The 24,381-nt window shown below is 55.9% G+C and carries 19 protein-coding genes; 16 read left to right on the top strand and 3 right to left on the bottom strand.

Annotation, left to right across the window (positions count from 1 at the left end; genetic code table 11):
- Positions 1-100: 100 nt before the first annotated feature.
- Entirely contained in the window at positions 101-937 is an 837-nt protein-coding gene (locus HMPREF2554_RS02275; protein WP_238382446.1) for a GntR family transcriptional regulator, read from the bottom strand.
- An 82-nt stretch (positions 938-1,019) separates the two neighbouring features.
- On the opposite strand from HMPREF2554_RS02275, the gene HMPREF2554_RS02270 reads away from it, so the two are divergent.
- The 4 genes from HMPREF2554_RS02270 (at position 1,020) to HMPREF2554_RS02255 (ending at position 4,070) form a co-directional block, all read left to right on the top strand.
- On the top strand, positions 1,020-1,478 hold the full coding sequence (locus HMPREF2554_RS02270) for a hypothetical protein (RefSeq protein ID WP_013398555.1): 459 nt from the start codon (positions 1,020-1,022) through the stop codon (positions 1,476-1,478).
- Positions 1,475-2,323, top strand: coding sequence for an exodeoxyribonuclease III (locus HMPREF2554_RS02265; RefSeq protein ID WP_070553801.1), 849 nt, complete (start codon positions 1,475-1,477; stop codon positions 2,321-2,323). Before HMPREF2554_RS02270 ends, HMPREF2554_RS02265 begins: the two co-directional genes overlap by 4 nt.
- A gap of 80 nt (positions 2,324-2,403) precedes the next feature.
- A complete protein-coding gene (gene trpS, locus HMPREF2554_RS02260) occupies positions 2,404-3,468 on the top strand; it encodes a tryptophan--tRNA ligase (protein ID WP_070553799.1) in 1,065 nt (354 codons plus the stop codon).
- 17 nt (positions 3,469-3,485) lie between these two features.
- On the top strand, positions 3,486-4,070 hold the full coding sequence (locus tag HMPREF2554_RS02255) for a 2'-5' RNA ligase family protein (RefSeq protein ID WP_070553797.1): 585 nt from the start codon (positions 3,486-3,488) through the stop codon (positions 4,068-4,070).
- Positions 4,071-4,158: 88 nt separating this feature from the next.
- Here the strand turns inward: HMPREF2554_RS02255 and HMPREF2554_RS02250 are convergent, their stop codons facing one another.
- Positions 4,159-5,469 carry a hypothetical protein gene (locus tag HMPREF2554_RS02250; RefSeq protein ID WP_371326179.1) on the bottom strand — a complete coding sequence of 437 codons (1,311 nt, stop codon included), beginning with the start codon at positions 5,467-5,469 and terminating at the stop codon, positions 4,159-4,161.
- Positions 5,470-5,657: 188 nt separating this feature from the next.
- Positions 5,658-6,767, bottom strand: coding sequence for a mannose-1-phosphate guanylyltransferase (locus HMPREF2554_RS02245; protein ID WP_070553793.1), 1,110 nt, complete (start codon positions 6,765-6,767; stop codon positions 5,658-5,660).
- A gap of 333 nt (positions 6,768-7,100) precedes the next feature.
- Here HMPREF2554_RS02245 and sdhC point away from each other — a divergent pair, with 333 nt between their 5' ends.
- The 12 genes from sdhC (at position 7,101) to HMPREF2554_RS02185 (ending at position 24,199) form a co-directional block, all read left to right on the top strand.
- Entirely contained in the window at positions 7,101-7,559 is a 459-nt protein-coding gene (sdhC, locus tag HMPREF2554_RS02240; RefSeq protein ID WP_037231971.1) for a succinate dehydrogenase, cytochrome b556 subunit, read from the top strand.
- A gap of 3 nt (positions 7,560-7,562) precedes the next feature.
- Positions 7,563-8,048 carry a succinate dehydrogenase hydrophobic membrane anchor subunit gene (locus HMPREF2554_RS02235; protein WP_013398562.1) on the top strand — a complete coding sequence of 162 codons (486 nt, stop codon included), beginning with the start codon at positions 7,563-7,565 and terminating at the stop codon, positions 8,046-8,048.
- Between the two features lie 42 nt (positions 8,049-8,090).
- Entirely contained in the window at positions 8,091-9,854 is a 1,764-nt protein-coding gene (gene sdhA, locus HMPREF2554_RS02230) for a succinate dehydrogenase flavoprotein subunit (RefSeq protein WP_070553790.1), read from the top strand.
- A gap of 1 nt (position 9,855) precedes the next feature.
- Positions 9,856-10,644 carry a succinate dehydrogenase iron-sulfur subunit gene (locus HMPREF2554_RS02225; protein ID WP_013398564.1) on the top strand — a complete coding sequence of 263 codons (789 nt, stop codon included), beginning with the start codon at positions 9,856-9,858 and terminating at the stop codon, positions 10,642-10,644.
- Positions 10,645-10,927: 283 nt separating this feature from the next.
- The gene (locus HMPREF2554_RS02220; RefSeq protein WP_041321697.1) at positions 10,928-12,178 is read left to right on the top strand and encodes an amidohydrolase; all 1,251 of its coding nucleotides are present in this window, start codon (positions 10,928-10,930) and stop codon (positions 12,176-12,178) included.
- 313 nt (positions 12,179-12,491) lie between these two features.
- Positions 12,492-16,067 (top strand): hypothetical protein, encoded by a 3,576-nt coding sequence (locus tag HMPREF2554_RS02215; protein ID WP_070553788.1) that lies wholly within the window; start codon positions 12,492-12,494, stop codon positions 16,065-16,067.
- A 13-nt stretch (positions 16,068-16,080) separates the two neighbouring features.
- Complete coding sequence (locus tag HMPREF2554_RS02210; protein ID WP_070553786.1) at positions 16,081-16,785, top strand: nucleoside triphosphate pyrophosphohydrolase; 705 nt, start codon at positions 16,081-16,083, stop codon at positions 16,783-16,785.
- 458 nt (positions 16,786-17,243) lie between these two features.
- On the top strand, positions 17,244-18,527 hold the full coding sequence (gene eno / locus HMPREF2554_RS02205; RefSeq protein ID WP_070553784.1) for a phosphopyruvate hydratase: 1,284 nt from the start codon (positions 17,244-17,246) through the stop codon (positions 18,525-18,527).
- A 325-nt stretch (positions 18,528-18,852) separates the two neighbouring features.
- Positions 18,853-19,779, top strand: a complete 927-nt coding sequence (locus tag HMPREF2554_RS11390; RefSeq protein ID WP_141744355.1) for an FtsB family cell division protein — start codon at positions 18,853-18,855, stop codon at positions 19,777-19,779.
- A gap of 72 nt (positions 19,780-19,851) precedes the next feature.
- Positions 19,852-20,439, top strand: coding sequence for a DUF501 domain-containing protein (locus HMPREF2554_RS02195; protein ID WP_070553781.1), 588 nt, complete (start codon positions 19,852-19,854; stop codon positions 20,437-20,439).
- Between the two features lie 141 nt (positions 20,440-20,580).
- Entirely contained in the window at positions 20,581-21,537 is a 957-nt protein-coding gene (locus HMPREF2554_RS02190) for a Ppx/GppA phosphatase family protein (protein WP_013398572.1), read from the top strand.
- 40 nt (positions 21,538-21,577) lie between these two features.
- On the top strand, positions 21,578-24,199 hold the full coding sequence (locus tag HMPREF2554_RS02185) for a S8 family serine peptidase (RefSeq protein ID WP_070553779.1): 2,622 nt from the start codon (positions 21,578-21,580) through the stop codon (positions 24,197-24,199).
- The last annotated feature ends 182 nt before the right edge of the window (positions 24,200-24,381 follow it).

Below are 24,381 nucleotides of genomic sequence, written 5' to 3'. Positions count from 1 at the left end.
GCGCCATTATGAAACACTCTAGGTACGACAATGCCCGGGTGCATATTGTTGTCGCACTCGGGCACTGTTATCGCACGTCTTATGCCTGTTGTGGAGTTTTTTACAGCAGCATCTCGTAAAAATAGGCATCCCCTTTATAGAGCGTCACGCTGTGCTCAACGGGTGAACCCTGCGAGGTATAGCTGGTGGTGGTCACCTTGAACGCGGCGGCACCCACGGTTGGCAGATGATTGAAGGCTTCCGCATCCGCCTCGGTCATCAGGGTTGCTTCCATGCGCATCATGCCGTGTTCGATTGTGTACTCGCAATGGTCGTGAGGATCTTTGCGTGAACCGCCAGAGGCCATCGTTTCAAGCAGGCATGTTGCAACCTCAGGCGCCAAATAGGCGAGCTCAAAACCGATAGGCTCACCCTCAGCCAAGCGCAGACGCTTAACCAAAAGCACCGAAGAATCTATGGTGACACTCAAATAACGTGAAATTTCTTCTGTCACCTCAACCCACTGGGTTGAAAGCATTCTGGTCGAAGCCTGCAGCCCGCGCCGCTCCATATCTTCGGCGAACGAGCATACCCGCGGAATGTAGCTTCCCTGAGAACGATCGGCAACGTACGTTCCAGAACCCTGAACGTTATAGATAAGTCCGCGTTCCAGTAGAGCCTTGATAGCATTGCGCACCGTCTGGCGGCTTACCTTGAACTTCTCCTGAATAGCGCGCTCAGTCGGGAGTTTATCTCCGGGAGAACCCGGGATTACATATTTTTGTTCTAGGTAGCGAATAACTTGCTCATATTTAGGGCCAGGAACCGGCGGGAGCATGGTGGGATCGTCGTGAAGTTCCTCAGCGTTCTCCATCATAGAACCACGTGCAGAAGCCTCGGGTGCCTCGTGGGAACCCGAGTTAGAGACAGAACCTGAAAAGTTGAGTGAATGAGTCATCACAGATAGTTTACGCCTATCCGGCCCTAAAAGCGTTGCACTACGTGTATGTCGAGGCATTTATCCTGGCATAATTGATGTTATGCACACACGCGAGCAAAATTCTGTGACCACCGCCGACTCCGATAACGCCTCCGTGCGTAAAGCCATCGTTGGGTCCTGCATCGGCGTTGGGCTCCTTGTACTTCTTCTCGTTCTAGCAATTTTCAACGCCAACAGCGTGCTCGGTTGGATCCTGGCCGGCCTTATTCTTGGATGGCTGGCGCTCGCCGTCTACTTAGTGCGTATCGTGCTGGTATCCATCAAACAGGATCGTGCCGAATTTAGCCGCATCCACCGCGAAGAATCGGATGCGATGCTCGCCGATAAACTTGCCCACAGCTTTCAGATCGTGCTTGTGCAGTCACGCGAAATTGCCAACTACCTCACGGACGACAGCGAAGAATCTCGCGCCATGATAGAACGGGCTTTAGATACTATTAACACCACAGCGTCCAATGGGATGGGAATGGTCAACGACGAAATGAGGGGTGAAGAATGAGCCGCGCCGCTAAAACTCTGCGCGTCGCCAGCGTGAACGTCAACGGTATTCGTGCCGCCTACAGGAAAGATATGGCCACGTGGCTCGCTGGCCGCGACGTTGATATTCTCTGTCTGCAGGAGGTTCGTGCCCCCGATAAGATCGTGCGCGAACTTCTCAACGAAGACGACTGGAATATTCTGCACGCCGAAGCCGCCGCCAAAGGACGCGCCGGGGTATTGGTGGCAACCCGCAGGCGCCCCAACGCGAACGGTGAACTGCTGAAAAACCAGCCTGTCGCTACCCGTTCCACGATCGGCGAAGACTATTTCGCGGACGCTGGCCGCTGGGTTGAGGCGGACTACACCCTGCCCACCGGCGAAACCCTGACCGTCGTAAGCGCCTACGTGCACTCCGGCGAGGTTGGTACGCCCCGCCAGGATGACAAGTACCGCTTTCTCGACCGCATGCTCGTGCGCCTGCCCGAACTCGCTCAGCACTCAGATCACGTGCTCATTGTGGGAGACCTCAATGTGGGGCACACCGAGCTCGACATTAAAAACTGGAAGGCAAACCAGAAACGCGCCGGTTTCCTGCCCGAAGAACGCGCATACTTCGATAAATTCTTTGGCGAAATTGGCTATGAAGACGTGGCGCGCAAACTCGCAGGTGAGGTGCCCGGGCCCTATACCTGGTGGTCCTACCGCGGCAAAGCCTTCGATAACGACGCCGGGTGGCGTATCGACTACCATATGGCTACCCCAGCGCTCGCCGCGAAAGCCGTGGAAGCAACGGTCGATCGTGCCGCCTCCTATGATGAACGGTTCAGCGATCATGCGCCGCTCGTCGTCGATTATCAGTTCTAGAATTCACCCGCCGATAAGATGCCGGATGCGCTGGCTAACCGGCCGTCCGCATCGTGCGCCCCTTGAAGAAAGTATCTATCATGTCTGACGAAAAGAAACAGGATAAATCACTCATTCCCAATGCGTCTTTGGATCGTGTGCGTGTCTACTCCGGTGCGCAGCCTTCCGCAGATTCGATGCATTTGGGCAACTATATTGGCGCGGTGAACAACTGGGTTGCCCTGCAGGAGGACCCCGCCAACGAGTGCCTGTTCTTTATTCCCGATATGCACGCTATCACCGTGCCCCAAGACCCACAGTCCCTGCGCGAACGCACCCGCCTGACCGCTGCCCAGTATATTGCCGCCGGTATTGACCCTGCGCGTTCCCCGTTCTTTGTGCAGTCGCAGGTGCCCGAGCACGCGCAGCTTGCCTGGGTACTGAATTGTTTCACGGGATTTGGTGAGGCCTCACGCATGACCCAGTTCAAGGACAAATCGCAGAAGCAGGGTGCCGATAACGCCTCGGTGGGGTTATTCACCTACCCGGTGCTGATGGCGGCTGATATTCTGCTGTACCAGGTCGATGGCGTACCGGTGGGAGAGGATCAGCGCCAGCACCTAGAGCTTACCCGTAACCTGGCGCAGCGGTTCAACTCGCGCTTTGGCGAAACCTTCGTGGTGCCCGAACCCATTATTGTGAAGGAAACCGCCAAGATTTATGATTTGCAGGATCCGACCTCGAAGATGTCGAAATCTGCCGCCTCCGATAAAGGCCTTATCAAACTTTTGGATGAGCCGAAGGCGACCGTGAAGAAGATTAAGTCTGCCGTGACCGACGACGGCTCCGTTATTGCTTATGATCGTGAGGCGAAACCTGGCGTCTCTAATCTGCTCTCGATCTATTCCGCGATGACCGGCGAGAGCATCGACTCTCTCGTCAAACGTTATGAGGGCAAGATGTACGGTCATCTCAAGGTTGATTTGGCGGATGTTGTGGTCGAGAAACTTTCGCCCCTGCGTGAACGTACCCTAGAGCTTATGGCGGACCCCGCCGAGCTCGACCGCTTGCTGGCACTGGGCGCTCAGAAAGCTCGTGAAATAGCGACCGTTACTATCGAGAATGTCTACGATAAAGTGGGCTTTTTGCCCGCACAGCGCGGCTAAACCGAAGGAGGTACGCTGTGACTGTTAAGAACACCTGCGAGAATCTATCACACACTGAGGAATCGCCCACTCTTCACCCCGGGCAGCGTTATTTGAGCCTGATCGCCCATGTGAACGGACCGCTGGGGCAGCATCTTGTGGACTGGAAGACGAGAACCGGTATGGCTCTTCCCACTGATTTGAGTAATCATGTGACCGTGTATGTTAGTGAGCTGACCGAGCAGAATGAGAACGACTGGCGTTCGGATGTATTGGCGCATTCACTCGCCGCAATTGGTACGGTGCAGGCTTGTGCTGGGGGAGTGTGCACCTTCCGTCCCAACTCAGAGGTGGAGTACTTGGATATTATTCTAGGCGCCGATACTTTTGCTGAACTTCATGGTGCATGCGTGCAGGAGTTAGGGCAGTGGGCATCGCCTTTCTCTTACGTTCCGCATATTACCTTAGGGCGTTCTTTGACGCCGGATCAGGTGCGGCAGGCGCATCGGCTCTTCGACGATTTAACGGAACAAGAACGCTCGTTCACGGTAGATACTCTGCACGTATATGCCTATGATGGCGCGGATTGGGAACCTCTGGGAGCACTATCTCTTAAGTCTTAGCTGTGCCCCAAAATCTTAAATATATATACCTACAGAGCAAGCCCCGATACCGGTTCAGGTATCGGGGCTTGGGCTCTCTAACTTCTTCCTAGTGGGAGTCCGCAGGTACGGGCGCCGCATTCGCGGAAGAGACACCGCTGAGTTCATTAGGAACCTGCGGCAGATCAATGCTCATGAGGGTCTTTGGATGAGAAGCATCCGACAGCGATACCGCGTGAAGCTTCTTCATCTCAGGGTCGGTCACGTAGGCGGTTTTACCGTCTACCCACAATGCCGGGCGAGGATCCTGCCAAGTTTCTGACTCACTCCACGTATTCATTAGTTGTACAGACCCAAGTTCGGTGCCGTTTGCCGGGTCGTAGATACGCAGCTTACCGTCCGTGGTAAGCAGCAGAGCCTCGCCGTTAGGCCCACGGCCCATGGAACGGAAGGTGTAGCTGACTCCTTTGGGGAGTGAGTATACCTCTCGCGTGCGGGCGACCGTATCAATGATGGCAAACTTCTCGGGACGCTCAAGTTTTGCGTCCTTATCCGTCTTATAATCCGCCAGAACGTAAGGGGAGTCCGCCGTTCCTGCCTGGTTGCCCGAGCGTGAATAGGGATCTTGAGGGTTTGTCACCTTCGTGAAAGTGCCGTCCCGGTAGATGAGTACGCCGTCGGTGCATCCGATCGTGAAGGTATTATCCCGCGCGATAGCTTCGCCGTGTACACCGGGGCATTCCTTGTTCTCCGTTATGGTCTTACCGTTAGCGTCTACCACGGCTGCGCCCGTGCGGGTTTTGGAATCCCCGACTGCTACGAGGTACTGGTCATTCGGCAGAGGAATAGCGAATCCGTGGTGAGGATTGGGGAGCTTAATCTGCTTGGTTTCAAGGTTAGTTGCCGTGCGTTTATTGGATACCAGGTTTGCGGGGTCGTATACGTCGAAGGTACCGGTACCGTCTGCGAATGCCGCAACCTTACCGTTATCGGCAATAACATGCCCGGTGTGGTCGGCCTGAAGCGACAGCGTCGAGAGGCTGGGAGCGGTGGTGTAGTAGTGTGAGTGGTCGCCGTGTGCTACCGACCATGCGCCGGTGTCGAGGAAGGTGTAGCTGGATCCGTCGGCTACGATCAGATGGCGGTTATCACCCGCATCGTTCAGACGCAGGAAACCATCTTTGTGAATATCCTGCAGAAGCTTCATATCTTTACCGTCGTACACCATCACACCGCCGTCATAAGTGATGGCTAGGCGGGTTGACGCGCCTTTGCCTTCAACGATGGGAGACTGCGAGGCGCTTGCGTTTGAATCCCCTGAGGATGCTCCTGCAGAAGGCTCTGAGGAGCCAGAGGATGTGCCGCCTGCGCATCCTGCAAGGAGCAGGGAGGATACGAGACCGAGTGAACTTAGTGACATCAAAAATGATTTTCGTGTGTTGGACATACACAGAGACTATCACACATGAGAATCATTATTGAATAAGTAAGAGTCGGGATATAAATAATGGGTGGATCAGCATGAATATCATGCCGATCCACCCGATGAGTGAGTGTTGAGAATGTTATAAACGCCATACGGCGTGGTTATTTAAACGATGGCCGCTTTTAGAGAAGATCAGCCAAGCCGCGATCTTTGAGCTCGGCAACTGTGTCTTTCACAGCCTGAGCCTGCTCACGCGGTGCGACGAGGAGCGCATCGGGGGTATCAACCACCACGATATCTTCAAGGCCAATCACCGAGATTTTGCGGTTGCTGTTCGCGACAACAATGCCGCTGCAGCCTTGATTGATCACATTGTCTTCGTCACCGAGAATTGTGAGGCCTTCACCATGCTTCTCTTGGTTAAGACGGGCAACGGCATCAAAGTCTCCCACGTCGTCCCAGCTGAAGGAGCCGGGGACCATCGCAACATCGCCAGCAGCAGCAGCGGGCTCAGCAACGGCGTAGTCGATTGCGGTCTTGGGTAGAGTGCCCCAAGTCTGTTCCATAATGCTCTCACGCTCGGGAGTATCCCAAGCCTTGGCGATCTTCATAACTCCGGTGTAAAGTTCGGGCTCGTTCTTTTCGAGATGCTGCAGCATCAGGGATACGGGTGCCACGAACATGCCGGCATTCCAGGTGTAGTCCCCGGAGTCTAGGTATTTTTGCGCGGTTTCGCTATCGGGTTTTTCAACAAAAGACTCGACCGCAAGGGCGTTCGGTGCGTGAGCAAGCCCCAGTGGAGTGCACGCTCTGATATATCCGAACGCGCTCGACGGCTCGGTGGGGGTAATGCCGATGGTGACAATCTTTCCTGAAGCTGCCGTGATAACCGCCTCGGTCACCACGCGTTGAAATTCATCAACGGGGTTGATGACGTGATCAGCGGCAAAGGAGCCAATAATCGCATCCGGTTCACGCTCGTGAATAATAGCGCACGCTAAACCAATAGCGGCTGCAGAATCCTTCGGGGAGGGCTCCAAGACGAGGTCGGAGGCTCGTAATTCGGGAATCTGCTGGGTTACAGCGTTGGCATGAGAAGTGCCGGTCACGACCATGACGGAGCCGTTGCTCAAATCAATGAGACGGTCGTAAGTATCACGCAAGAGCGATTTACCTGAGTCTGTGAGGTCGAGAAGGAACTTCGGCGCCTGAGCACGCGAAAGCGGCCACAAACGCGAACCAACACCGCCAGCTGGAATAAGCGGGCGGAAACGGGTTAATGCAGTATTCATCAGTTCCAGAATACCGGGGGCTTTTGTAATATGCCGAATTCTTAGAGTGATTTCCAGGAAAGTCTCAGATAAAAAATATCAAGAGATGCATCACATTAGGTAAAGGTTAGTTCCGCATGAACTCAGCTCACGGAGGGGTATCGCAAAATAACTATTTCGTAATTAACCTTGTAGTTTCTTGTGAAATAAGGAGACGAGGTGTCAATAAGCCTGTGAATTACCTGGTATCTTGAAACTAACAATATGAAATCACAGGAGTTGCTGAGCGCGCTTCCCGCCGAGGTTAAACACACAGACCCCGACGTCGTCTCAGCGGCGACAGGAGGTTATTCAGTGCTGAATAGTTCAAAGGGGACCCTGTACCGCGGCCGATGGGGCATGTGGTCTTGGGTCGCTCATCGTGTGACAGGTATCGCTATATTCTTCTTCCTACTGGTTCACGTACTTGATACCGCCGTTGTCCGTATCTCTCCCGAGGCATACAATAGCGTTCTCGGTCTCTACAAAAACCCCGTGATGGGTCTGGGAGAGACCGCGCTCGTGGCAGCCATCGTGTACCACGCCTTCAACGGTATTCGCATTATTCTTATCGACTTCTGGGGAACAGCTACTAACGCCAAAGTCGAGCACGTGATGAGCAAAGGCAAAGACGGTTCTCCCGAAATCAACCAGAAGGCTACCTACCCGCACATTAAGATTCTGTGGGTTGTTCTGTTCCTGTGGGCAATTACCGTTGCAGGATTCGCGGCTCGCCACCTGCCGATCGTCTTCTCACACCTTGGAGGTCACTAAGCCATGTCTACTCCACTCAAATCACGCGTTTCGGTTCCTCGCCTGCGCGATAACAAGATTGATGGTGTGAAATACAACCGCTCCTCCAGCAAGCGCAACAACTTTGAAATGTTCGCCTGGCTGGGGATGCGTTTGTCTGGCGTCGTGTTGGTTGTGCTTATTTTCGGGCACCTCTTCGTGAACCTCATGGTGGGGGACGGCATTCACGCGATCGACTTCGGTTTCGTGGGCGGTAAATGGGCAAACCCCTTCTGGCAAATCTGGGATCTGCTGCTGCTGTGGCTGGCTATGCTCCACGGCACCAACGGCATCCGCGTGGTCATTGACGATTACGCCGAAAAGGATCGCGTGCGTGTGTGGCTGAAGATTATCCTCTTCGCAGCATCCGCTTTTGTGCTGCTGGTTGGAACCCTCACGATCTTTGCTTTTGATCCCTGCCCCTCGGGCGCGGCGGCTAATCTGCTGCCTAGCTTCTGCCCGGCCCACTAAGGGTAAAACACTAAAGATTTTTGACATACGAGAGAGAGCATCATGCAGGTACATAAGTACGATGTAGTGATTGTTGGCGCCGGCGGCGCAGGTATGCGTGCCGCTATTGAGGCGGGGCAGCGCGTACGAACCGCGGTGCTGACGAAGCTATACCCCACCCGCTCGCACACCGGTGCGGCACAGGGCGGTATGTGCGCCGCTTTAGCCAACGTTGAGGAAGACAACTGGGAATGGCATACCTTTGACACCGTCAAGGGCGGCGACTACCTTGTCGATCAGGATGCGGCAGAGATTATGGCGAAAGAAGCCATTGACGCCGTGCTCGACCTTGAAAAAATGGGTCTTCCCTTCAACCGTACCCCCGAGGGGCGCATCGATCAGCGTCGTTTTGGCGGGCATACCCGCGATCACGGTAAAGCCGCCGTGCGTCGCGCATGTTACGCTGCCGACCGCACGGGTCATATGATTCTGCAGACCCTCTACCAGAACTGCGTGCGTCACAATGTCGAGTTCTACAACGAGTTCTACGTGCTCGACCTCATTATGTCAGAAGACGAAAATGGAAACCCCCGACCTGCAGGTGTTGTCTCCTACGACCTGGCAACCGGAGAAGTACACGTTTTCCAATCGAAATCCGTGATTTTCGCATCCGGCGGATGCGGCAAGATCTTCAAGACCACCTCAAACGCGCACACCCTCACCGGCGACGGCATGGCGATCGCCCTGCGCGCAGGTCTTCCCCTAGAGGATATGGAATTCGTACAGTTCCACCCGACCGGCCTTGCGGGCCTGGGTATTCTCGTGACCGAGGGTGCCCGCGGTGAGGGCGGTATTCTGCGTAACTCCGAGGGTGAGCGTTTCATGGAACGTTACGCACCGACCATTAAGGACCTAGCTCCCCGCGATATCGTGGCTCGTGCAATGGCGAACGAGGTGCGTGAAGGTCGCGGCTGTGGACCGCATAAAGACTATGTGCTCTTAGACCTCACTCACCTTGAACCCGCGCATATCGACGAGAAGCTGCCGGATATTACCGAATTCGCGCGTACCTACCTGGCAGTTGAGCCGCACCATCAGCCTATTCCGGTGTTCCCCACCGCGCACTATGCGATGGGCGGTATTCCCACGAACAACGATACCGAGGTGTACCGCAACAGCGAAGAGACTATTCCAGGACTATATGCAGCCGGTGAGGTTGCTTGCGTGTCGGTGCACGGTGCAAACCGTTTGGGAACCAACTCACTCCTGGACATTAACGTGTTCGGTAAGCGTGCTGGTCGTCGCGCCGCAGAATACGCCGCCTCCGCAGAATTCGTGCCCGTTCCGGACGATGCTGCCGATCGCACTCTCGCAATGCTCGACGGTATTCGTGACGGTCAGGGCACCGAAAAGGTTGGCGCTATCCGCACCGAGCTACAGCGTGTAATGGAAGCCGATATGCAGGTGTTCCGTACCGAAGAAACCATTCGCAAGGCTCTCGCCGCCATTGACGAGCTCGAAAAGCGCTACGCAAATATCTCGATTCAGGATAAAGGCAAGCGCTTCAACCTTGACCTGTTGGAGGCCGTTGAACTTGGCTTCCTGCTACAGCTCGCCAAGGTGATGTCGGTGGGCGCACTGCACCGCCAGGAATCCCGAGGCGGTCACTACCGTGAGGACTTCCCGAAGCGCGACGACGTGAACTTCATGAAGCACTCGATGGTTTATCTAGATCCCGAGTCTGAGTTTGAGGGTGTGCAGGGTCTGCGTTTTGATACCAAGCCCGTTGTCTACACTCGCTACGAGCCCAAGGAGCGTAAGTACTAAAATGGCTGAACACGAAACTCCCGAACCGGAATCGGTCAAGCTCTTTGAAGGTATGTCCGGTTCAGACTCCGGGAATATCCCCACCTATGACGTGACGATTCGCGTGCGCCGTTACAACCCCGAAGTATCGGATAAAGCATACTGGGATGACTTCAATCTGACCATGTACCGCACCGACCGCGTGCTGGATGCATTGCATAAGATCAAGTGGGAGCTCGACGGCTCGGTCTCATTCCGTCGTTCCTGCGCGCACGGTATCTGCGGGTCGGATGCGATGCGCATCAACGGACGTAACCGCCTAGCGTGCAAGACCCTGCTCAAGGATTTGGACATTACCAAGCCCATTATCGTTGAGCCGATTAAGGGTCTTCCCTGCGAGAAGGACCTGATTGTCGATATGGAGCCTTTCTTCCAGGCGTACCGCGAGATCATGCCCTTCTTCATCAATGACTCGAATGAACCGGAACGTGAGCGTTTGCAGTCTGCGGAAGAACGTGCCCGATTCGACGACACCACAAAGTGTATTCTGTGCGCGGCTTGTACCTCCTCTTGCCCCGTTTTCTGGACGGACGGCCAGTACTTCGGTCCTTCTGCCATCGTGAATGCGCATCGTTTTATCTTCGATTCGCGCGATGACGCTGGGGATCTGCGCTTGGAAATCCTCAACGATAAAGAAGGTGTGTGGCGCTGCCGCACAACCTTCAACTGCACCGAGGCTTGCCCGCGTGGCATTCAGATCACTAAGGCTATTGCCGAGGTCAAGCAGGCTATTTTGGCGCGAGCCCTCTAAGCCTAGCGGTTGGAGAACTCGTAGAGACACAAGATATGTGGTGTGGGCGCAAGGTTGGTGTGCCCACACCACATTTTTGTTTGCGATATTAGGACGAACTGATGCTCGCTAGATAATTTCCGCGTCTGCAGGCGGCGGTTTCAGTCTCGTCACAATCCGTCACAATGTCATAAACCGGCCACACAACGCGATGATTCGTCACGTCGCGTACAAAAACTTCAACGAACGTAAGAGGACCGCCGGAAGGTGTGTACTGGCTGCGGATTCGCGCTATTCTCGAACTATGGTTTTTGCAAACTCACGTTACGATCTTTCGACCCCTGTCTTCGACGACTGGGTGGCTCGCATGATGCCTACCCTTGTGGAATTCCGCCGCGAGGTGCACCGCACCCCGGAGCTCTCATTCCGCGAGGTGAAAACGACTGAACGCATTATGACGACGCTGCGTGAGGCAGGGCTGAACCCTATCGCCTGCGAAGGCACCGGCTGCTACGTTGATATCGGAAACGGACCGTTTGCTTTAGCTCTTCGCGCCGATATTGATGCGCTTCCCATCGTCGAACAGACGGATCTGCCTTATTCATCGACCATACCCGGGGTGATGCACGCCTGCGGGCACGATATTCACCAGACCGTCATGCTCGGGGTTGCTTTAGCGCTTCACGAGCTGAACGAAAAGACTCCACTGGGGCGCAGCGTGCGTATCCTGTTCCAGCCCGCCGAGGAACAGTTGCCGGGCGGGGCTGTGCAGATGATTGAGCAAGGTCTTTTACGCAATATCCCGCGTGCTTTTGCTCTGCATTGCGATCCGAAGGTCGAACTGGGGAAAATTGGCACGCGCATCGGGGCGATTACGAGTGCTTCAGACACGATTAAGATTCACCTGAGTGGTCATGGTGGTCATACCTCTCGGCCGCATCTGACTGAGGACCTTATCTACGCGATGAGTCAGATTGCCGTGCAGGTTCCTTCCGTGCTCACGCGCCGTACCGATGTGCGTTCCGGCGTGCTGGTCGCGTGGGGGCAGGTGAGCGCCGGGGTTGCCCCGAACGCTATTCCCGCTGAAGGCTATTTGGCGGGCACCATGAGATGTCTGGATGTTGAGGTGTGGCGTCAGGCGGGTAACCTGCTGGACGAGGTAATTGAGCAGGTCGCGGTTCCCTTTGGCGTGCAGGCGAGGGTTGAGCATATTCGTGGTGTGCCCCCGGTCGTCAATACCGACGCGGAAACTACCATGTTGGAAAACGCGGCGCGCGCCGAATTAGGCGAAGAGTCCATCGTGTTGGTTGAGCAATCAATGGGTGGAGAAGACTTCGCGTGGATTCTGCAGGAGGTTCCAGGCTCGATGTTCCGCCTAGGAACTCGCGCCCCGGAAGATCCTGTCTACGACTTACATCAGGGGGACTACGCTCCTAATGAGCAGGCGATTGGCGTGGGTGTGCGCGTGATGGCGGCGACCGCGTTGCGTGCCGTGCGTTTTGAGCTCGCGAAGGCTGCGAAGGCCGCGAACCCGGTGCGGGATGAGGCGCGTTAATATTACGGATAACCTGTAATAGGGGATATTCCGGGCACTGGCGCCGAAGCACGCAGCACCGAGAAATATTTATGGGGCTCTCCGCCAAATCTTTACGAAAACTTTATGAAAGAACGGGTTTCGTCACAGGAGGAATACGTCAAGTGCGGGTGCATCGCCGAAATAGCGGGCATCTGCCGGGGGAGTGGGATTGCGCCTGAAAAACCAAAATAGTGATGTCTACCCTAGAAAAAACGGTGTTAAGCCGCGCATGAACGTCAAAACCTGCGTCATACCCACTCATGAACAACATTTGCAGGATAAACTATAGGGGATGACCGAACCGCGCCGCATCATTGCGGGGCGCCGAACAGCTGACGAGTGGGAGAACTCTGTGGGATTCTTTGGAATCGGTAAGAAGAAGTGGGAAGAGCAGGCGAAAGCCGCCCAGGCTGATGCAGAAGCGCAGGCTGACGACGTAAAATCCGCCCTCCCTAACTCCGATGCAGAGGCATCGGATCGTACCCTCGCGGAACGTGTGAATGAACAGCAGCGTTGGGAGAATTCCCTACGTCGGTTTGTGCAGGCTGAGAGCACTCGCATGCAACAGGAAGAGCAGAAGAGCAAAGATACTTCTGACCTTAACGTCGATGCTTTGAAACAGTCTGCACAGCACAGCGGCTCTTCTGCTGAGCCTTCGGCATCCACAGCAGGCGAAGCTAGGACTTCCGGGTCAGCAGAAAGCAAGAAAACCGTGGGTGCCTCCTCACAGGCTGCGAACGCAGATGCCGCTCAGACGGGTTCTTTCACACAGGAAGCAGCCCATACATCCGACGCTTCTGCCCCGAAACGTGCACCCCAGATTTCTGAGTACCGCGCAACAAGTATGCCTGCGGACGCCTTTGAGACTAACTCTTCCGCCACTGCGGTTCCCTCATCGAACGCAGCGTCGGTTTCGGGTACCGCGTCGGCACAGACCGAAGAGGGCTCCCAGAAGCAAAACGTGCAGGACGCACTTAAAGAATTTAACGAGACGAAATACGGCACCGAGCACGAGGGGAATACCTCCTCAGTATCCTCACACGCCGATGCGGCTGCCTCCCCGTCTTCTGCTGCTGAGAAAGAATCTGTGGACATCAAGACTCCGAACGTTGAGGATCGTGAGCGAGAGAAACTTGCCGCAGGAGTCGTGCCAACCGACGCCGAAGAGAAGCCTGCTTTCGTTCCCGCGCCCGGTGTTGAGTCTAAGAACTCAAACGATAAGAAGACCGCGAATGCCGACTCGAAGTCTACGCTTGAGGCCACACCCCAGGAATCCGAATCTGCTTCGGATGTAAAAGCCTCTGCACACGAGAAAAAGTCACCTAGCCCTGAGGCTCAGGCGACGAGCGGGTTGGAGTCTTCGGGCACCCCGTCAGCCTCGAAGAAGTCCGACAAGATCGAGTTTGTCGGCTCGGGGGCAACGGGCTCCGCCAAACATCTTGATGACCGTAACGATCCTGAAACCTTGGCTCCCGAGAAGAATCGCAGCGTCGAAACTTCGGCTGAGAAGACCTCTGCCGAGAAGATGGCTGTACAGCACGAGAAGACCGTGGCAGATGAGGTCTCAGCCCACTCTTCCACAGATAAAGACTCCAAGAAACAGGACGTTGAAAAAACTGCGCGCGATGAAAAAGCTTCTCAGAACGGCGCCGCAGCCGCATCATCACATGCAGCAGCATCCGTTGAAGGGAACGAAAAAGCGGAGGTTCTCACCCCCGAGAATCCGCTGCACGACCTCGTAACTGCGATGCGCGGATACGGCTCCGGGAAGGTGTCCTACGAACTGCGTCAGCTGGGCGACGATATGCACTACCGGATTTTCCATCGCGGCAGCGAAGTCGAACAGGGTGTTGTGGTTCCGACCGATGCGTGGTTCTCGTCGATTGCCTCGCTCTACGTGCGAGCACAGGACGCGGGCAGGGTGTGGAACCGTGCCCTCGTGGTAGCAAACCCCAGTGAGAACGGGCTAGTAGCGGTACAGGCTTCGTACACGAACACCGCCGATGCATCGAGCTACACCACGGATTACATTCTCGAAACGAGCGAGAAAGACTCGGCTTCACAGAAAGACTCATCAGCGAAAAGCGCCGAATCGGCAAAGTCCTCCGCTGACCAGAGCACCGCATCCACCAATGCTGCAGATCAGAAAACGTCGACCGCGAAGACCTCAGCGCTGGCTGATTCCGCCGATGATACCTCTTCACAGAAGGAATCTGAGGCAAAGCTCGCTCAGGATAAGAGCGATGAACAGGCTAAGACTGCTGAGTCTCAGAAGGCGAAAGATCTTGATGACCACACCCAGAACGTCAAGTCTGCTGATGCCGACAAGGTCGATACTCAAGATTCACAGAAGTCTGAGAAATCCGAACATACCGTAGATTCCGAGAAGAAGTCCTCCGAGGCTCAGGACAAGGCGCAGGAAGTTTCGGCGAAGGCTCAGGCAGATACTGCAAAGTCTGATTCTGCTACAGCAGAATCGACCAAGAGCAGTTCAAGCGCGCTCGCTGCAGGTACCCTTGGCGCCGCAGGCGTGACGGCTGCCGGGATCGCGGGATCGTCGAAGAGCGACCGCGAGGATTCGCGCTACGAATACGATTACGATGCGGATCCGCAGAATGTCACCGGTCGTCACAATGCTCAAGCTGCTGAGCAGAGCAAGACCGAGACTGACAGTGCTAAAGCCGGTGCTGTCTCCGATAAATCCGAGAAATCGTCGGTGTCTGGCGTATCCGTAGCCAAGGACTCTTCCGATCTCTCCACTCCCGAAGCTGAGGTAGAGAAAACCAAGGTTGAGAAATCTTCTGAAGACGAAGAAGAACTCAACAGCATGCAGGCGGCTTTGGCGACTATCGTGGCATCCTCCGAAGCAAAGAAGACTGCATCGAATGCGAAGGAAGACGCTGCGGATACTTCCGCTGCGGTGAAGACCTCGGGTACCGACTCGAAGTCCGCTGCTGATAAGACGAGCGAGGACTCACAGAAGGCGGCTGATTCCGAAAGCACCGTCAAGGCTGAGAGTGATGCCAAGACTACTGCGGGTTACACCTCAGAGAATCAGAGTGCGAATGTAACTCAGGCTGTGGTGGAGGAATCCCAGGCTGACACCACCAGTACCCACAGTTCCTCTGCACTGCCCAAGCATGTGGATGACCTCGCTCTCGTCCCCGAAGTCGAGAAGGACTCGCTGACAGGCTCGACTGACACGAAGCATCAGGAATCGGCGTCGAATAAGCAGGATGCTCTCGCCGGGCAGTCTGCAACCGCTGTTGCTGCTCAGTCTGAAACCTCAAATGCAGACGGTAAGACCGCGCAGCACGAATCCGCAGATCTGCCTCCCGCAGAGGCCGAGCCGGATACCCCCGCGCATCAGGCACATTCTTCCGTGCTCGCTGGCGATGCGCTTGCCGAGGGTAACCTGGTACTCACCGACGCCAAGGTGATCGAGCATCTGGCACCGGTGACCGAAGCTCTTTTCGGCGAGAATGGCAGCGCCAAGGACGCAACGACCGTGTTGATCCGGGTGCGTTCGGTGGGCTCTTACTACGATGTGCTCACCCACGTGCGCCGCAACGGATTCTGGGAGCAGGTACGAACCTTCGAGTTAGTTTCGGAAGAAGATTTGGGTATTCCCACGCTCAAGGCCGATTCCTACAGCGAAGGTGAAGGGTCGCCACTCGCCATGAGCCTGACCTTCACCCCGGGCGTGCCCGTGCAGTCTGCATTCGATTACTCGAATGAGCAGGCTTTCGTAAGGTACCCCCGCCAGCTTGAGGCCGATCGCTACGTAGAGGAACTGCGCATGTTCCCGCGTCTGGGGGCTAAGATTCCGGCGCATATGGCGAATGCTCTGACTCACTGGAGCATGTAGGAGAAGCCTGCCCGTGAATGAAGATAGAGTTTCTGAGAAAACGGTAGCTGAAGTTGCCGTACGCGCGGGGAAAGCCTTCGAGCGTCTGGTGCAGACGATGGCAACCCTGCGCGCCCCCGATGGGTGCCCCTGGGATGCCGAACAGACTCATCAGTCCCTCATTCGATACCTCATTGAGGAATCCTATGAGGTCGTGGAGGCTGTCGAGGCACCCGAGGGTACAAACCTGCAGCTTCTACGCGAAGAGTTGGGCGATGTTCTGCTTCAGGTTCTCTTCCATGCCGATATTGCGGCGGCAGAACCGGGCGGCTTTACGATCGAGCAGGTGATCGAGGGTCTGGACGCAAAGCTTCACGATCGGCACCCGAATGTTTTCAGTGATTCTTCGGACGAGTCCCGGATGACCGCCGCCGAACAACAGGTTTTCTGGGATGAGCTTAAGAAGACGGAGAAATCCGATCGAGGTCCGCTTGACGGCATTCCCCCTCATCTTCCTGCACTGGCCCTAGCGGAGAAGACGATTGCTAAGGCCCGCAAGGCCGACATTGTGCTTCCGCCGGAGCCTACCTCCTTGGACGATGATCTTCCTTTTACCTATAGTGAGGAAGAATTCGGTGAGCTACTTTTTTCGCTTGTGTGCCGCGCGCGTCAGAATGGGCTGGATGCGGAACGTGCCCTGCGTACTTACACCCGCAAGTTTATTGAGTACAACCAATAGCCTCGTGGCCGCGTAGGCTGAAGAGTATTTATCAGACACCTTTAGATGCGATAGTTTTTCGCATCTAAAGGTGTCTGTTTTATGCCCTGAAATAGAGCTCCACTGGTTACATTCGTGGGTGGGGCATAAAGCACTACACACCTGTGTTGCGCGATGTAGAAACCGGCTCTAAAGATGTTCAATCGTTTTAGTAGAGTGTGATAAAGAACTTTGTCGTTATCGGTTGGGGTTCGAATTGGTGCCTGCGGTGCGAGGACATGCTGCGTCCACAGGGGGAATGACTTTTGAGAGGCGAGTTTACAAGGGACTAAAGGTGTTGGATACCCTCAGGAATCGCAAAAAATCCCGTGGTAACTAGTGTGTTTGTGTGGGAGTTTTGGTAAAATTTAGGGCAACGGGACTCGCCCAACATCACAGGAGCGAGCCGTCATATCCTGTACTCTCTAAGGAGCAATTTCATGGCTGTTATTACCGCAGTTCACGCCCGTCAGATTTTGGATTCCCGCGGCAACCCGACCGTTGAGGTTGAGGTTCTGCTCGAAGATGGTGCTTTCGCAAGTGCCGCTGTGCCTTCGGGCGCATCCACTGGCGAGTGGGAGGCAGTCGAGCGTCGCGATGGCGACAAGTCCGTATACCTAGGCAAGGGCGTTCTGGGTGCCGTCAAATCTGTTATTGAAGAGATTTCGGAAGAAATTATCGGTATCGACGCCGCTGATCAGCGTACTGTTGATGCAACCATGATTGCTCTGGACGGCACCAACAACAAGGGCAAACTCGGCGCTAACGCAATTCTGGGTGTTTCTCTGGCCGTCGCTAAGGCAGCCGCAGAGTCCGCAGACCTTCCCCTCTACAAGTATCTGGGTGGCCCCAACGCCCACGTGCTTCCCGTTCCCATGATGAACATCCTCAACGGTGGCTCTCACGCAGACTCCAACGTTGATATTCAGGAGTTCATGATTGCTCCCATCGGTTTCGAGAACTACTCGGATGCTCTGCGCGCCGGTGTTGAGGTTTACCACTCGCTCAAGTCCGTGCTGCACGACCGTGGCCTCTCCACCGGCCTGGGCGATGAAGGTGGCTTCGCACCGAACCTTGAATCCAACGCTGCGGCTCTTGACCTCATTATCGAGGCAATCGAGAAGGCTGGTTACAAGCCCGGCGAGCAGGTTGCTCTCGCACTGGATGTTGCGTCCTCCGAGTTCTACAATGACGGTGCCTATGACTTCGAGGGTCAGAAGAAGTCCGCCGAAGAGATGAGCGCATACTATGCTGATCTTGTGGCGAAGTACCCGCTGGTTTCCATTGAGGATCCGCTGGACGAGAACGACTGGGCAGGCTACAAGACCCTGACCGAGCAGATTGGTGACAAGGTTCAGATCGTCGGTGACGACCTATTCGTGACCAACCCCGAGCGCCTTGAGAAGGGCATCAACGAGGGTGCGGCAAACGCTCTGCTGGTGAAGGTCAACCAGATTGGTTCGCTCACTGAGACCCTGGACGCTATGGAACTGGCACAGCGCAACGAATACCGCTGCATGGTTTCTCACCGTTCCGGCGAGACCGAAGACGTCACCATTGCCGACCTCGCTGTGGCAACTAACGCGGGTCAGATCAAGACCGGTGCACCCGCACGTTCCGAGCGCGTGGCAAAGTACAACCAGCTGCTGCGCATTGAGGAAGAGCTGGGCGATGCCGCTGTTTACGCTGGCAAGTCAGCATTCCCCCGCTTCAAGAAGGCGTAACGCGATAATATACGGACGGCTAGAACCGTATACATTGTAATCTGGTGCTCTCGACTGGTCCATGACCTGCGAGAGCACCAGATTTTTTATCTCCTGTTTTTCTTCGTAGACTTCTCTCTAGAAGGGCGCATACAACGATGGCGCGCTTTATGGTTCTTGAACATGTATCCCTCCGAATCTAATAGCGCAGTTTTCCCTAGGGGTTAGGGGAATGCACTCGCAATAGTTCGGGTATATCACTTTTTCGGGGGATAACTCCGTCTGAACGTTCACGGTAGCTTAGAATGGTAATCAAAGACTTAGGGGCAGGGAAGGAAAGCACTACATGATGGCTCAGCGCGACGGACGTGAACGACGCAAAAGCCCGGCGGGGCAGGAACCGCGTCGAGGTCGCACATCACGTGGCAGCCAGTCCGCCGCCGCGCGCGAAAGTCTTTCTGATGCTCCAGCATCTGCCCGTAAATCCCGTGCCCGCAAGCAGAAGGCGCATAAACCCGGTTCATCCCGCACGACCAACACCGCAGATAAGCGGGCTCAGCAGAAGCCAACTGCGCGGCGCTCGAAGGCCACCCTGCCGCCCCCGCAGCCAGCGCATCGTGAGGCACACGAGCGGCAGGCTACGTCCGCGAACGTCAAATCTTCTGCACCTGCGGCAAAGGAACCCCACAGCACCGCAACCCATCGAACCGTTGAAGACCGCTCGTATTTGCAGCGCCCCGCCTGGATGCGCGCCGCTAACAGCTTCTTCGGTGCCCGTACCCGGGCACATCGCACCGATAGGGAACGCGATGCACGTGAACGCCGCATTCACCGCGAACACGATGAGGATGAGAATTACGAGACTCCCGTCGCGGCGCATCGCTTTAGCGGAAAATTTTTGGGCATTCTTATTATGATCGCAGTGCTCCTGCTGGGTACCGCATACCCGCTGACTAACTATGTTGATCAGCAGCGGGAAATTAACACTACCCGCGCCCGCATTGCTGAACTCAAACAGGAAAACGTGCAGCTTCAAGCCGAGAAAACCTGGTGGCAAGACGACGACTATGTGCGCCAGCAGGCGCGCAGCCGCCTATTCTATGTGGCGCCGGGCGATACCCCGTACACAGTCACCGGTATAGATTCGGATGACGGCCGGGCTGACAGCACCTCTGCCTCCGGGAAAAATGCTCCCGAAGATTCGTGGACGAACAAACTTTGGGGGTCCCTGAATGATGGTAAGGCTCCTTCGCCTAAACCTGCTGATAAGTAACGCCGGTACGGCTGTACACGTGAACTGTACTGTACGATAAAACCTGACGTACCGATTCTTCAAGAAAGATCTATGAGCACTGTAGAAGACCTCAAAAACCGCACCCCGCAGGGTTTCGGCGTTACCGTAGAAACCTTGACGCCCACCGACCAAGATATCCGAGTGCTCTCAGCACAGTTGGGCCGTACCGTGCGGGATGTTATTGAGATTCCCGCACGCTGCGTATGCGGTAACCCGCTTGTTGCCGCCACAGCGCCGAGGCTATCGAACGGAAGCCCGTTCCCAACCGTGTTTTACTTGGCGCATCCGGCGATTACTGCGGCCGCATCCCGCCTGGAAGCGGGGGGCCTCATGTACGAGATGACCGATGCGCTCGCGGACGATACCGAACTTGCGAGCCGGTACACCCTAGCACACGAAAACTACCTAGCCGAGCGTGAGCGCATACGTCTGATCAGCGGAACCGATGAGGTGCCCGAAATTGAGAATATTTCGGCGGGCGGGATGCCCACGCGCGTCAAATGCCTGCATGCCGTGATTGGTCACACCCTGGCGGTGGGCCGCGGCATTAACCCTATGGGGGACTGGGGTCTGGATGAAATCACCGATTGGTGGACCCCGCAGGTTTGCGCATGTGAACCATCATGGCGGGATGCCTAATTTCAGCCATTTTTAATAACTTTGCCCGTGCCGTTCCCTGTAACCGGTACGGGCACCTAATATGTAAGTAGCTCGACGCATTAATCTGCGGCAGGCTAGATAACTTTAGAACCTCACGCCTTGCGTGGATTGGAGCCCATTATGCGTGTTGGCGCAATTGACTGCGGTACCAACTCTATCCGTCTTCTGATCGCTGACGCCAGCACCGAAACCGTTAACGGTCGCACGGTAACCCGTCTCAACGACGTGGTGCGGCAGATGCGTATCGTCCGCCTGGGGCAGGGGGTTGATGCCACTGGATGGCTTGCTCAAGAGGCCTTGGACCGCACTTTTGAGGCAACGCGGGAATACGCAAAACTTTTGCGTAAACACAAGGTCAAGAAGCTTCGTTTCGTGGCGACGAGTGCCACCCGCGATGCCGGAAACCGTCAGGTTTTTATGGATGGTATTCGTGACATTCTGGGCATTGAGCCCGAGGTGATTACCGGCGACGAAGAGGCGGAACTGTCGTTTGCGGGCGCTGTACTGGCGGTCGGTGCCGATGAGTCTAAGACCGTAGTTTTTGACCTGGGCGGTGGGTCTACCGAATTCGTGCTTGGGACCGAAGACGGTGTGCAGGCGGCAAGAAGCGTGAATATCGGATGCGTGCGCCTGACCGAACGGCATATGGCATCTGCTCCCGCAACCTCGGATCAGATTCAACGTGTTGAAGCTGACACCGATGCGGCAATCGACACCGTATTGCAGAGCGTTCCTCTCGAAAAGGCTACCCGGGCCGTTGCCGTTGCCGGTACTGCAACCACGATCGCTGCCGCGGCATTGGGGCTAAAGACCTATGATTCCGAGGCTATTAACGGTTCTTCCATCTCTGTAGATACGGTGCAGAAAACGGCAGAGATGCTGCGCTCTATGACCCGCGATGAGCGCGCCGCGCTGGGGTATATGCACCCCGGTCGAGTTGATGTTATTGGCGCCGGGGCTACCATTTATGCCCGTATCATGACTCGTCTGCGTGAGATCACCGAAGGAAACATCGATTCTGTGACGGTGAGCGAACATGACATTCTGGACGGCATAGCACTATCCCAGGTACGTTAAGCATGTACAACTAACACCCAACGACGGTAGGTACACAGGTATGACGCGTTCCAACCACATCGCCATGATGACGCGCACAAGCATACGTCGGGTCGTAGCGCTTCTCGGATGCGGGGCGCTTGCGACTAGCTTAGCCCTGTCCGGAGCTCCTGCATCTGCCGCTCCGACAGCCTCACCAACCCCTATAACGCTCACTCCCGCTGAAGCTGCCGTTCTAGGTAAGGACGACGTTCGTCAGCACGAATATTGGCTCACCGACTACAGGATTGTGGATGCGTGGAAACAATCGACGGGATCGGGCGTGACGGTTGCCGTCATTGACACCGGCGTCGACGGCACCCACCCGGATCTCGTAGATAACGTGCTGGAGGGTTATGACGCCTCCGGCGAGGGCTCTCCTAACGGTTGGCAGGGGCTGGGCGTAGAACCCATGCACGGCACCGAAGTTGCATCCCTGATTGCCGGTCACGGTCATAATGTTTCCGGTATTCCTAAGATTGCTGGTCAGCCCGGTAAACCTGCGGGCGTTATCGGCGTGGCACCGGACGCCAAGATTCTGCCTATCTCCCTTAACATGGTCTCGAATGCTGAGAAAAGTATTGATGAGCAGATTCCCGCCGCTGTACGTTATGCGGTAGATCATGGCGCGCAGGTAATCAATCTTTCTATCGGCTCGAATAAGACAACCTGGCCCAAGAGCTGGGACGATGCTTTTGCCTACGCCGAAGAGAAGGGCGTGGTCGTCGTAGCATCCGCCGGTAACCGTGGCAGCGGTATCACGCAGGTGGGTGCCCCGGCGACTATTCCGGGGGTACTGACGGTTGGCGGCGTGGACCGTCAGCGTGAGGCTTCCAAGGGATCTTCGACTCAGGGTATTTCTATTGGCGTGACGGCACCGAGCAACGATATGATTGCTGCCGCGCCGGGGAATAAGTACATGATATGGTCGGGGTCTTCGGCATCCGCACCGCTGGTTTCTGGTCTTGCGGCGTTGATTAAGTCTAAGTACCCCAATCTGAGTGCGGCTCAAATTATTCAGCGTATTACCGAAAGCGCCGACGACACCGGTGCTGCCGGGCGTGACCCGGTGTACGGGTTTGGCATCATAAATCCGCTGATGGCCCTGGACCCTTCAACCCCGCAGGATGCTACGGAGAATCCGCTGGGGTCGTTGAAGGCTTGGATCGCCGTACACCGCCGCCAAGAAGTACCTGCTCCGACTCCCGCCGATGCTTCGGCCACTCCGGTGCATGAAGAAGGCGAGACTATCGTTAAGGCGAAGATTCCAGAGCCCAGCCGACCGGTTGAGGATCGCGGATTTTTACCGTTTATCATCGTGGGCGCTCTCTTCGTCATTTTGGGGCTGCTCACGGTGCGCAGCGTTCGTCGTCTGCATCGCCTGCACGTTAATGTGCGCGATGTAGTGCCGCATCCTCATCTGCACCACGGTGAGCGAGAGAAAGCTTCACACTCTAAGCCTTCCGCAGTTTCGGTTGCTGCTCCGGAGGCTTCCGCACCGGTCGCTCCCGTTATTCAGCCGCCCGCTGCCAGCGCACCCCAGAGCCCCGAACCTGAGGTTGCTGTGCCTAATGCGCAGGCACAAACGCAGATTGCACCTGCACCTGTTTCCTCCTCGGCACCGGATGCCGCAGCCGCGGTACCGTCAGCACCCTCCGCTTCCGGGCTTCAACCTGAGGCAGATCAGAACTTACACAAACAGCAGGATGTGGCTGCAGTCCAGAAGAGCGTAGCCGCAGCGGGTACCGAGCAGAGCGCCGTGCCCACGCAACCTCCTGCCACCGTGCAGAACGCGGGTAATGTGGGTTCTGTACAGAATGCGGATACGGTACAGAACGTCGGCTCGACACAAAGCCTCGACACAGCGCAGCCAGCAGCATCAGGCTCGGTTGAACAGGCCCCGGTGTATCCAGAACAGCCATTACCGCAGACGCAGAAACCGGCAGAGCCTCAGCAGCCCGCCCAGCACAATACGGTAGCGCAGACTCCTGCCGCACCCGCGAAAGCGACTCAACCGGCAGACCAGGGGAATACGCCTGCGCCCGAGCAAAAACCCGTCGCACCTGAACCTCAGGAATCAGAAAAACCTGCCCTGGCTCAGACTGTAGCTCAGAGCGAGGGCGTATCTCGCACCCCGCAGATTCCCGCCGCCGAGCCGGTTAAGGACTCGACCGTAGGGCAGGAATCCTCCGATCCTGAAGCGTCACAGGTATCGGCAGATACGATCGGGAAAGCTTCGCACCGGCCCGCTCAGAAGACCGGTGCGGCACAGCATCGAGCCCACCGTTTAAGTAGGGGTCCGTTACCTCCGCATCGGAAACCTCGTCTGCCTCATATTTCCGGGATTAAGCGCCAAGTTCCGCAAACAGGTGTTCCAGATGTTCCTGACGAGGCAGCGAGTTCAGCATCCGTACAGAATCCTACGGGGCAGGACGGTCGCCCGGCCTCAGCACCGCGAAAGGTCGCTTCCGCCCAGAAGAAACACAGTACTCGCACGCCGCGCAAGAAGACGGCTAACTCGTCGTGCCTTCGTTTGCAGGGTGCCGCTTCGGGGCGTTCCTCAATACCCGCCGCGCCGGAATCCGGCGTTCCAGAGCCTTCATCGGCTCACGAACCTGAGCCACAGAACCCTAGCTCCTCATAGTGTGGTGAAAAGCACGCAGTTAATAAACAACTCAGATAAAAATGTGGAAGAAAACTTCGTGACTCCTAACACCCGGTCTGTGGGTAGAGCAAAGGTTTAAAACACCCTAAGGACGCGCTACATGATGCGGAACGCAACCCCACCGACGGAGCAGAACTTCGGCGCATAAACGCGAAGCGTTA

Origin of the sequence: Rothia sp. HMSC071F11, assembly GCF_001809115.1 — a bacterium.
In the GTDB taxonomy this organism is placed as follows: Bacteria; Actinomycetota; Actinomycetes; order Actinomycetales; family Micrococcaceae; genus Rothia; species Rothia dentocariosa.
The sequence above is the reverse complement of the archived record's forward strand: the minus strand, read 5'-3'. Positions and strand labels throughout refer to the sequence as shown.

Excerpts from the sequence above, each read along its gene's own strand:
- HMPREF2554_RS02275 (WP_238382446.1), bottom strand. The coding sequence starts at position 937 with ATGACTCATTCACTCAACTTTTCAGGTTCTGTCTCTAACTCGGGTTCC.
- HMPREF2554_RS02225 (WP_013398564.1), top strand. The coding sequence starts at position 9,856 with ATGGCTGAACACGAAACTCCCGAACCGGAATCGGTCAAGCTCTTTGAA.
- trpS (WP_070553799.1), top strand. The coding sequence starts at position 2,404 with ATGTCTGACGAAAAGAAACAGGATAAATCACTCATTCCCAATGCGTCT.
- HMPREF2554_RS02245 (WP_070553793.1), bottom strand. The coding sequence starts at position 6,767 with ATGAATACTGCATTAACCCGTTTCCGCCCGCTTATTCCAGCTGGCGGT.
- eno (WP_070553784.1), top strand. The coding sequence starts at position 17,244 with ATGGCTGTTATTACCGCAGTTCACGCCCGTCAGATTTTGGATTCCCGC.
- HMPREF2554_RS02220 (WP_041321697.1), top strand. The coding sequence starts at position 10,928 with ATGGTTTTTGCAAACTCACGTTACGATCTTTCGACCCCTGTCTTCGAC.
- HMPREF2554_RS02235 (WP_013398562.1), top strand. The coding sequence starts at position 7,563 with ATGTCTACTCCACTCAAATCACGCGTTTCGGTTCCTCGCCTGCGCGAT.
- HMPREF2554_RS02215 (WP_070553788.1), top strand. The coding sequence starts at position 12,492 with ATGACCGAACCGCGCCGCATCATTGCGGGGCGCCGAACAGCTGACGAG.
- HMPREF2554_RS02185 (WP_070553779.1), top strand. The coding sequence starts at position 21,578 with ATGACGCGTTCCAACCACATCGCCATGATGACGCGCACAAGCATACGT.
- sdhA (WP_070553790.1), top strand. The coding sequence starts at position 8,091 with ATGCAGGTACATAAGTACGATGTAGTGATTGTTGGCGCCGGCGGCGCA.
- HMPREF2554_RS11390 (WP_141744355.1), top strand. The coding sequence starts at position 18,853 with ATGATGGCTCAGCGCGACGGACGTGAACGACGCAAAAGCCCGGCGGGG.
- HMPREF2554_RS02250 (WP_371326179.1), bottom strand. The coding sequence starts at position 5,469 with ATGTCACTAAGTTCACTCGGTCTCGTATCCTCCCTGCTCCTTGCAGGA.
- HMPREF2554_RS02270 (WP_013398555.1), top strand. The coding sequence starts at position 1,020 with ATGCACACACGCGAGCAAAATTCTGTGACCACCGCCGACTCCGATAAC.
- HMPREF2554_RS02265 (WP_070553801.1), top strand. The coding sequence starts at position 1,475 with ATGAGCCGCGCCGCTAAAACTCTGCGCGTCGCCAGCGTGAACGTCAAC.
- HMPREF2554_RS02195 (WP_070553781.1), top strand. The coding sequence starts at position 19,852 with ATGAGCACTGTAGAAGACCTCAAAAACCGCACCCCGCAGGGTTTCGGC.
- HMPREF2554_RS02190 (WP_013398572.1), top strand. The coding sequence starts at position 20,581 with ATGCGTGTTGGCGCAATTGACTGCGGTACCAACTCTATCCGTCTTCTG.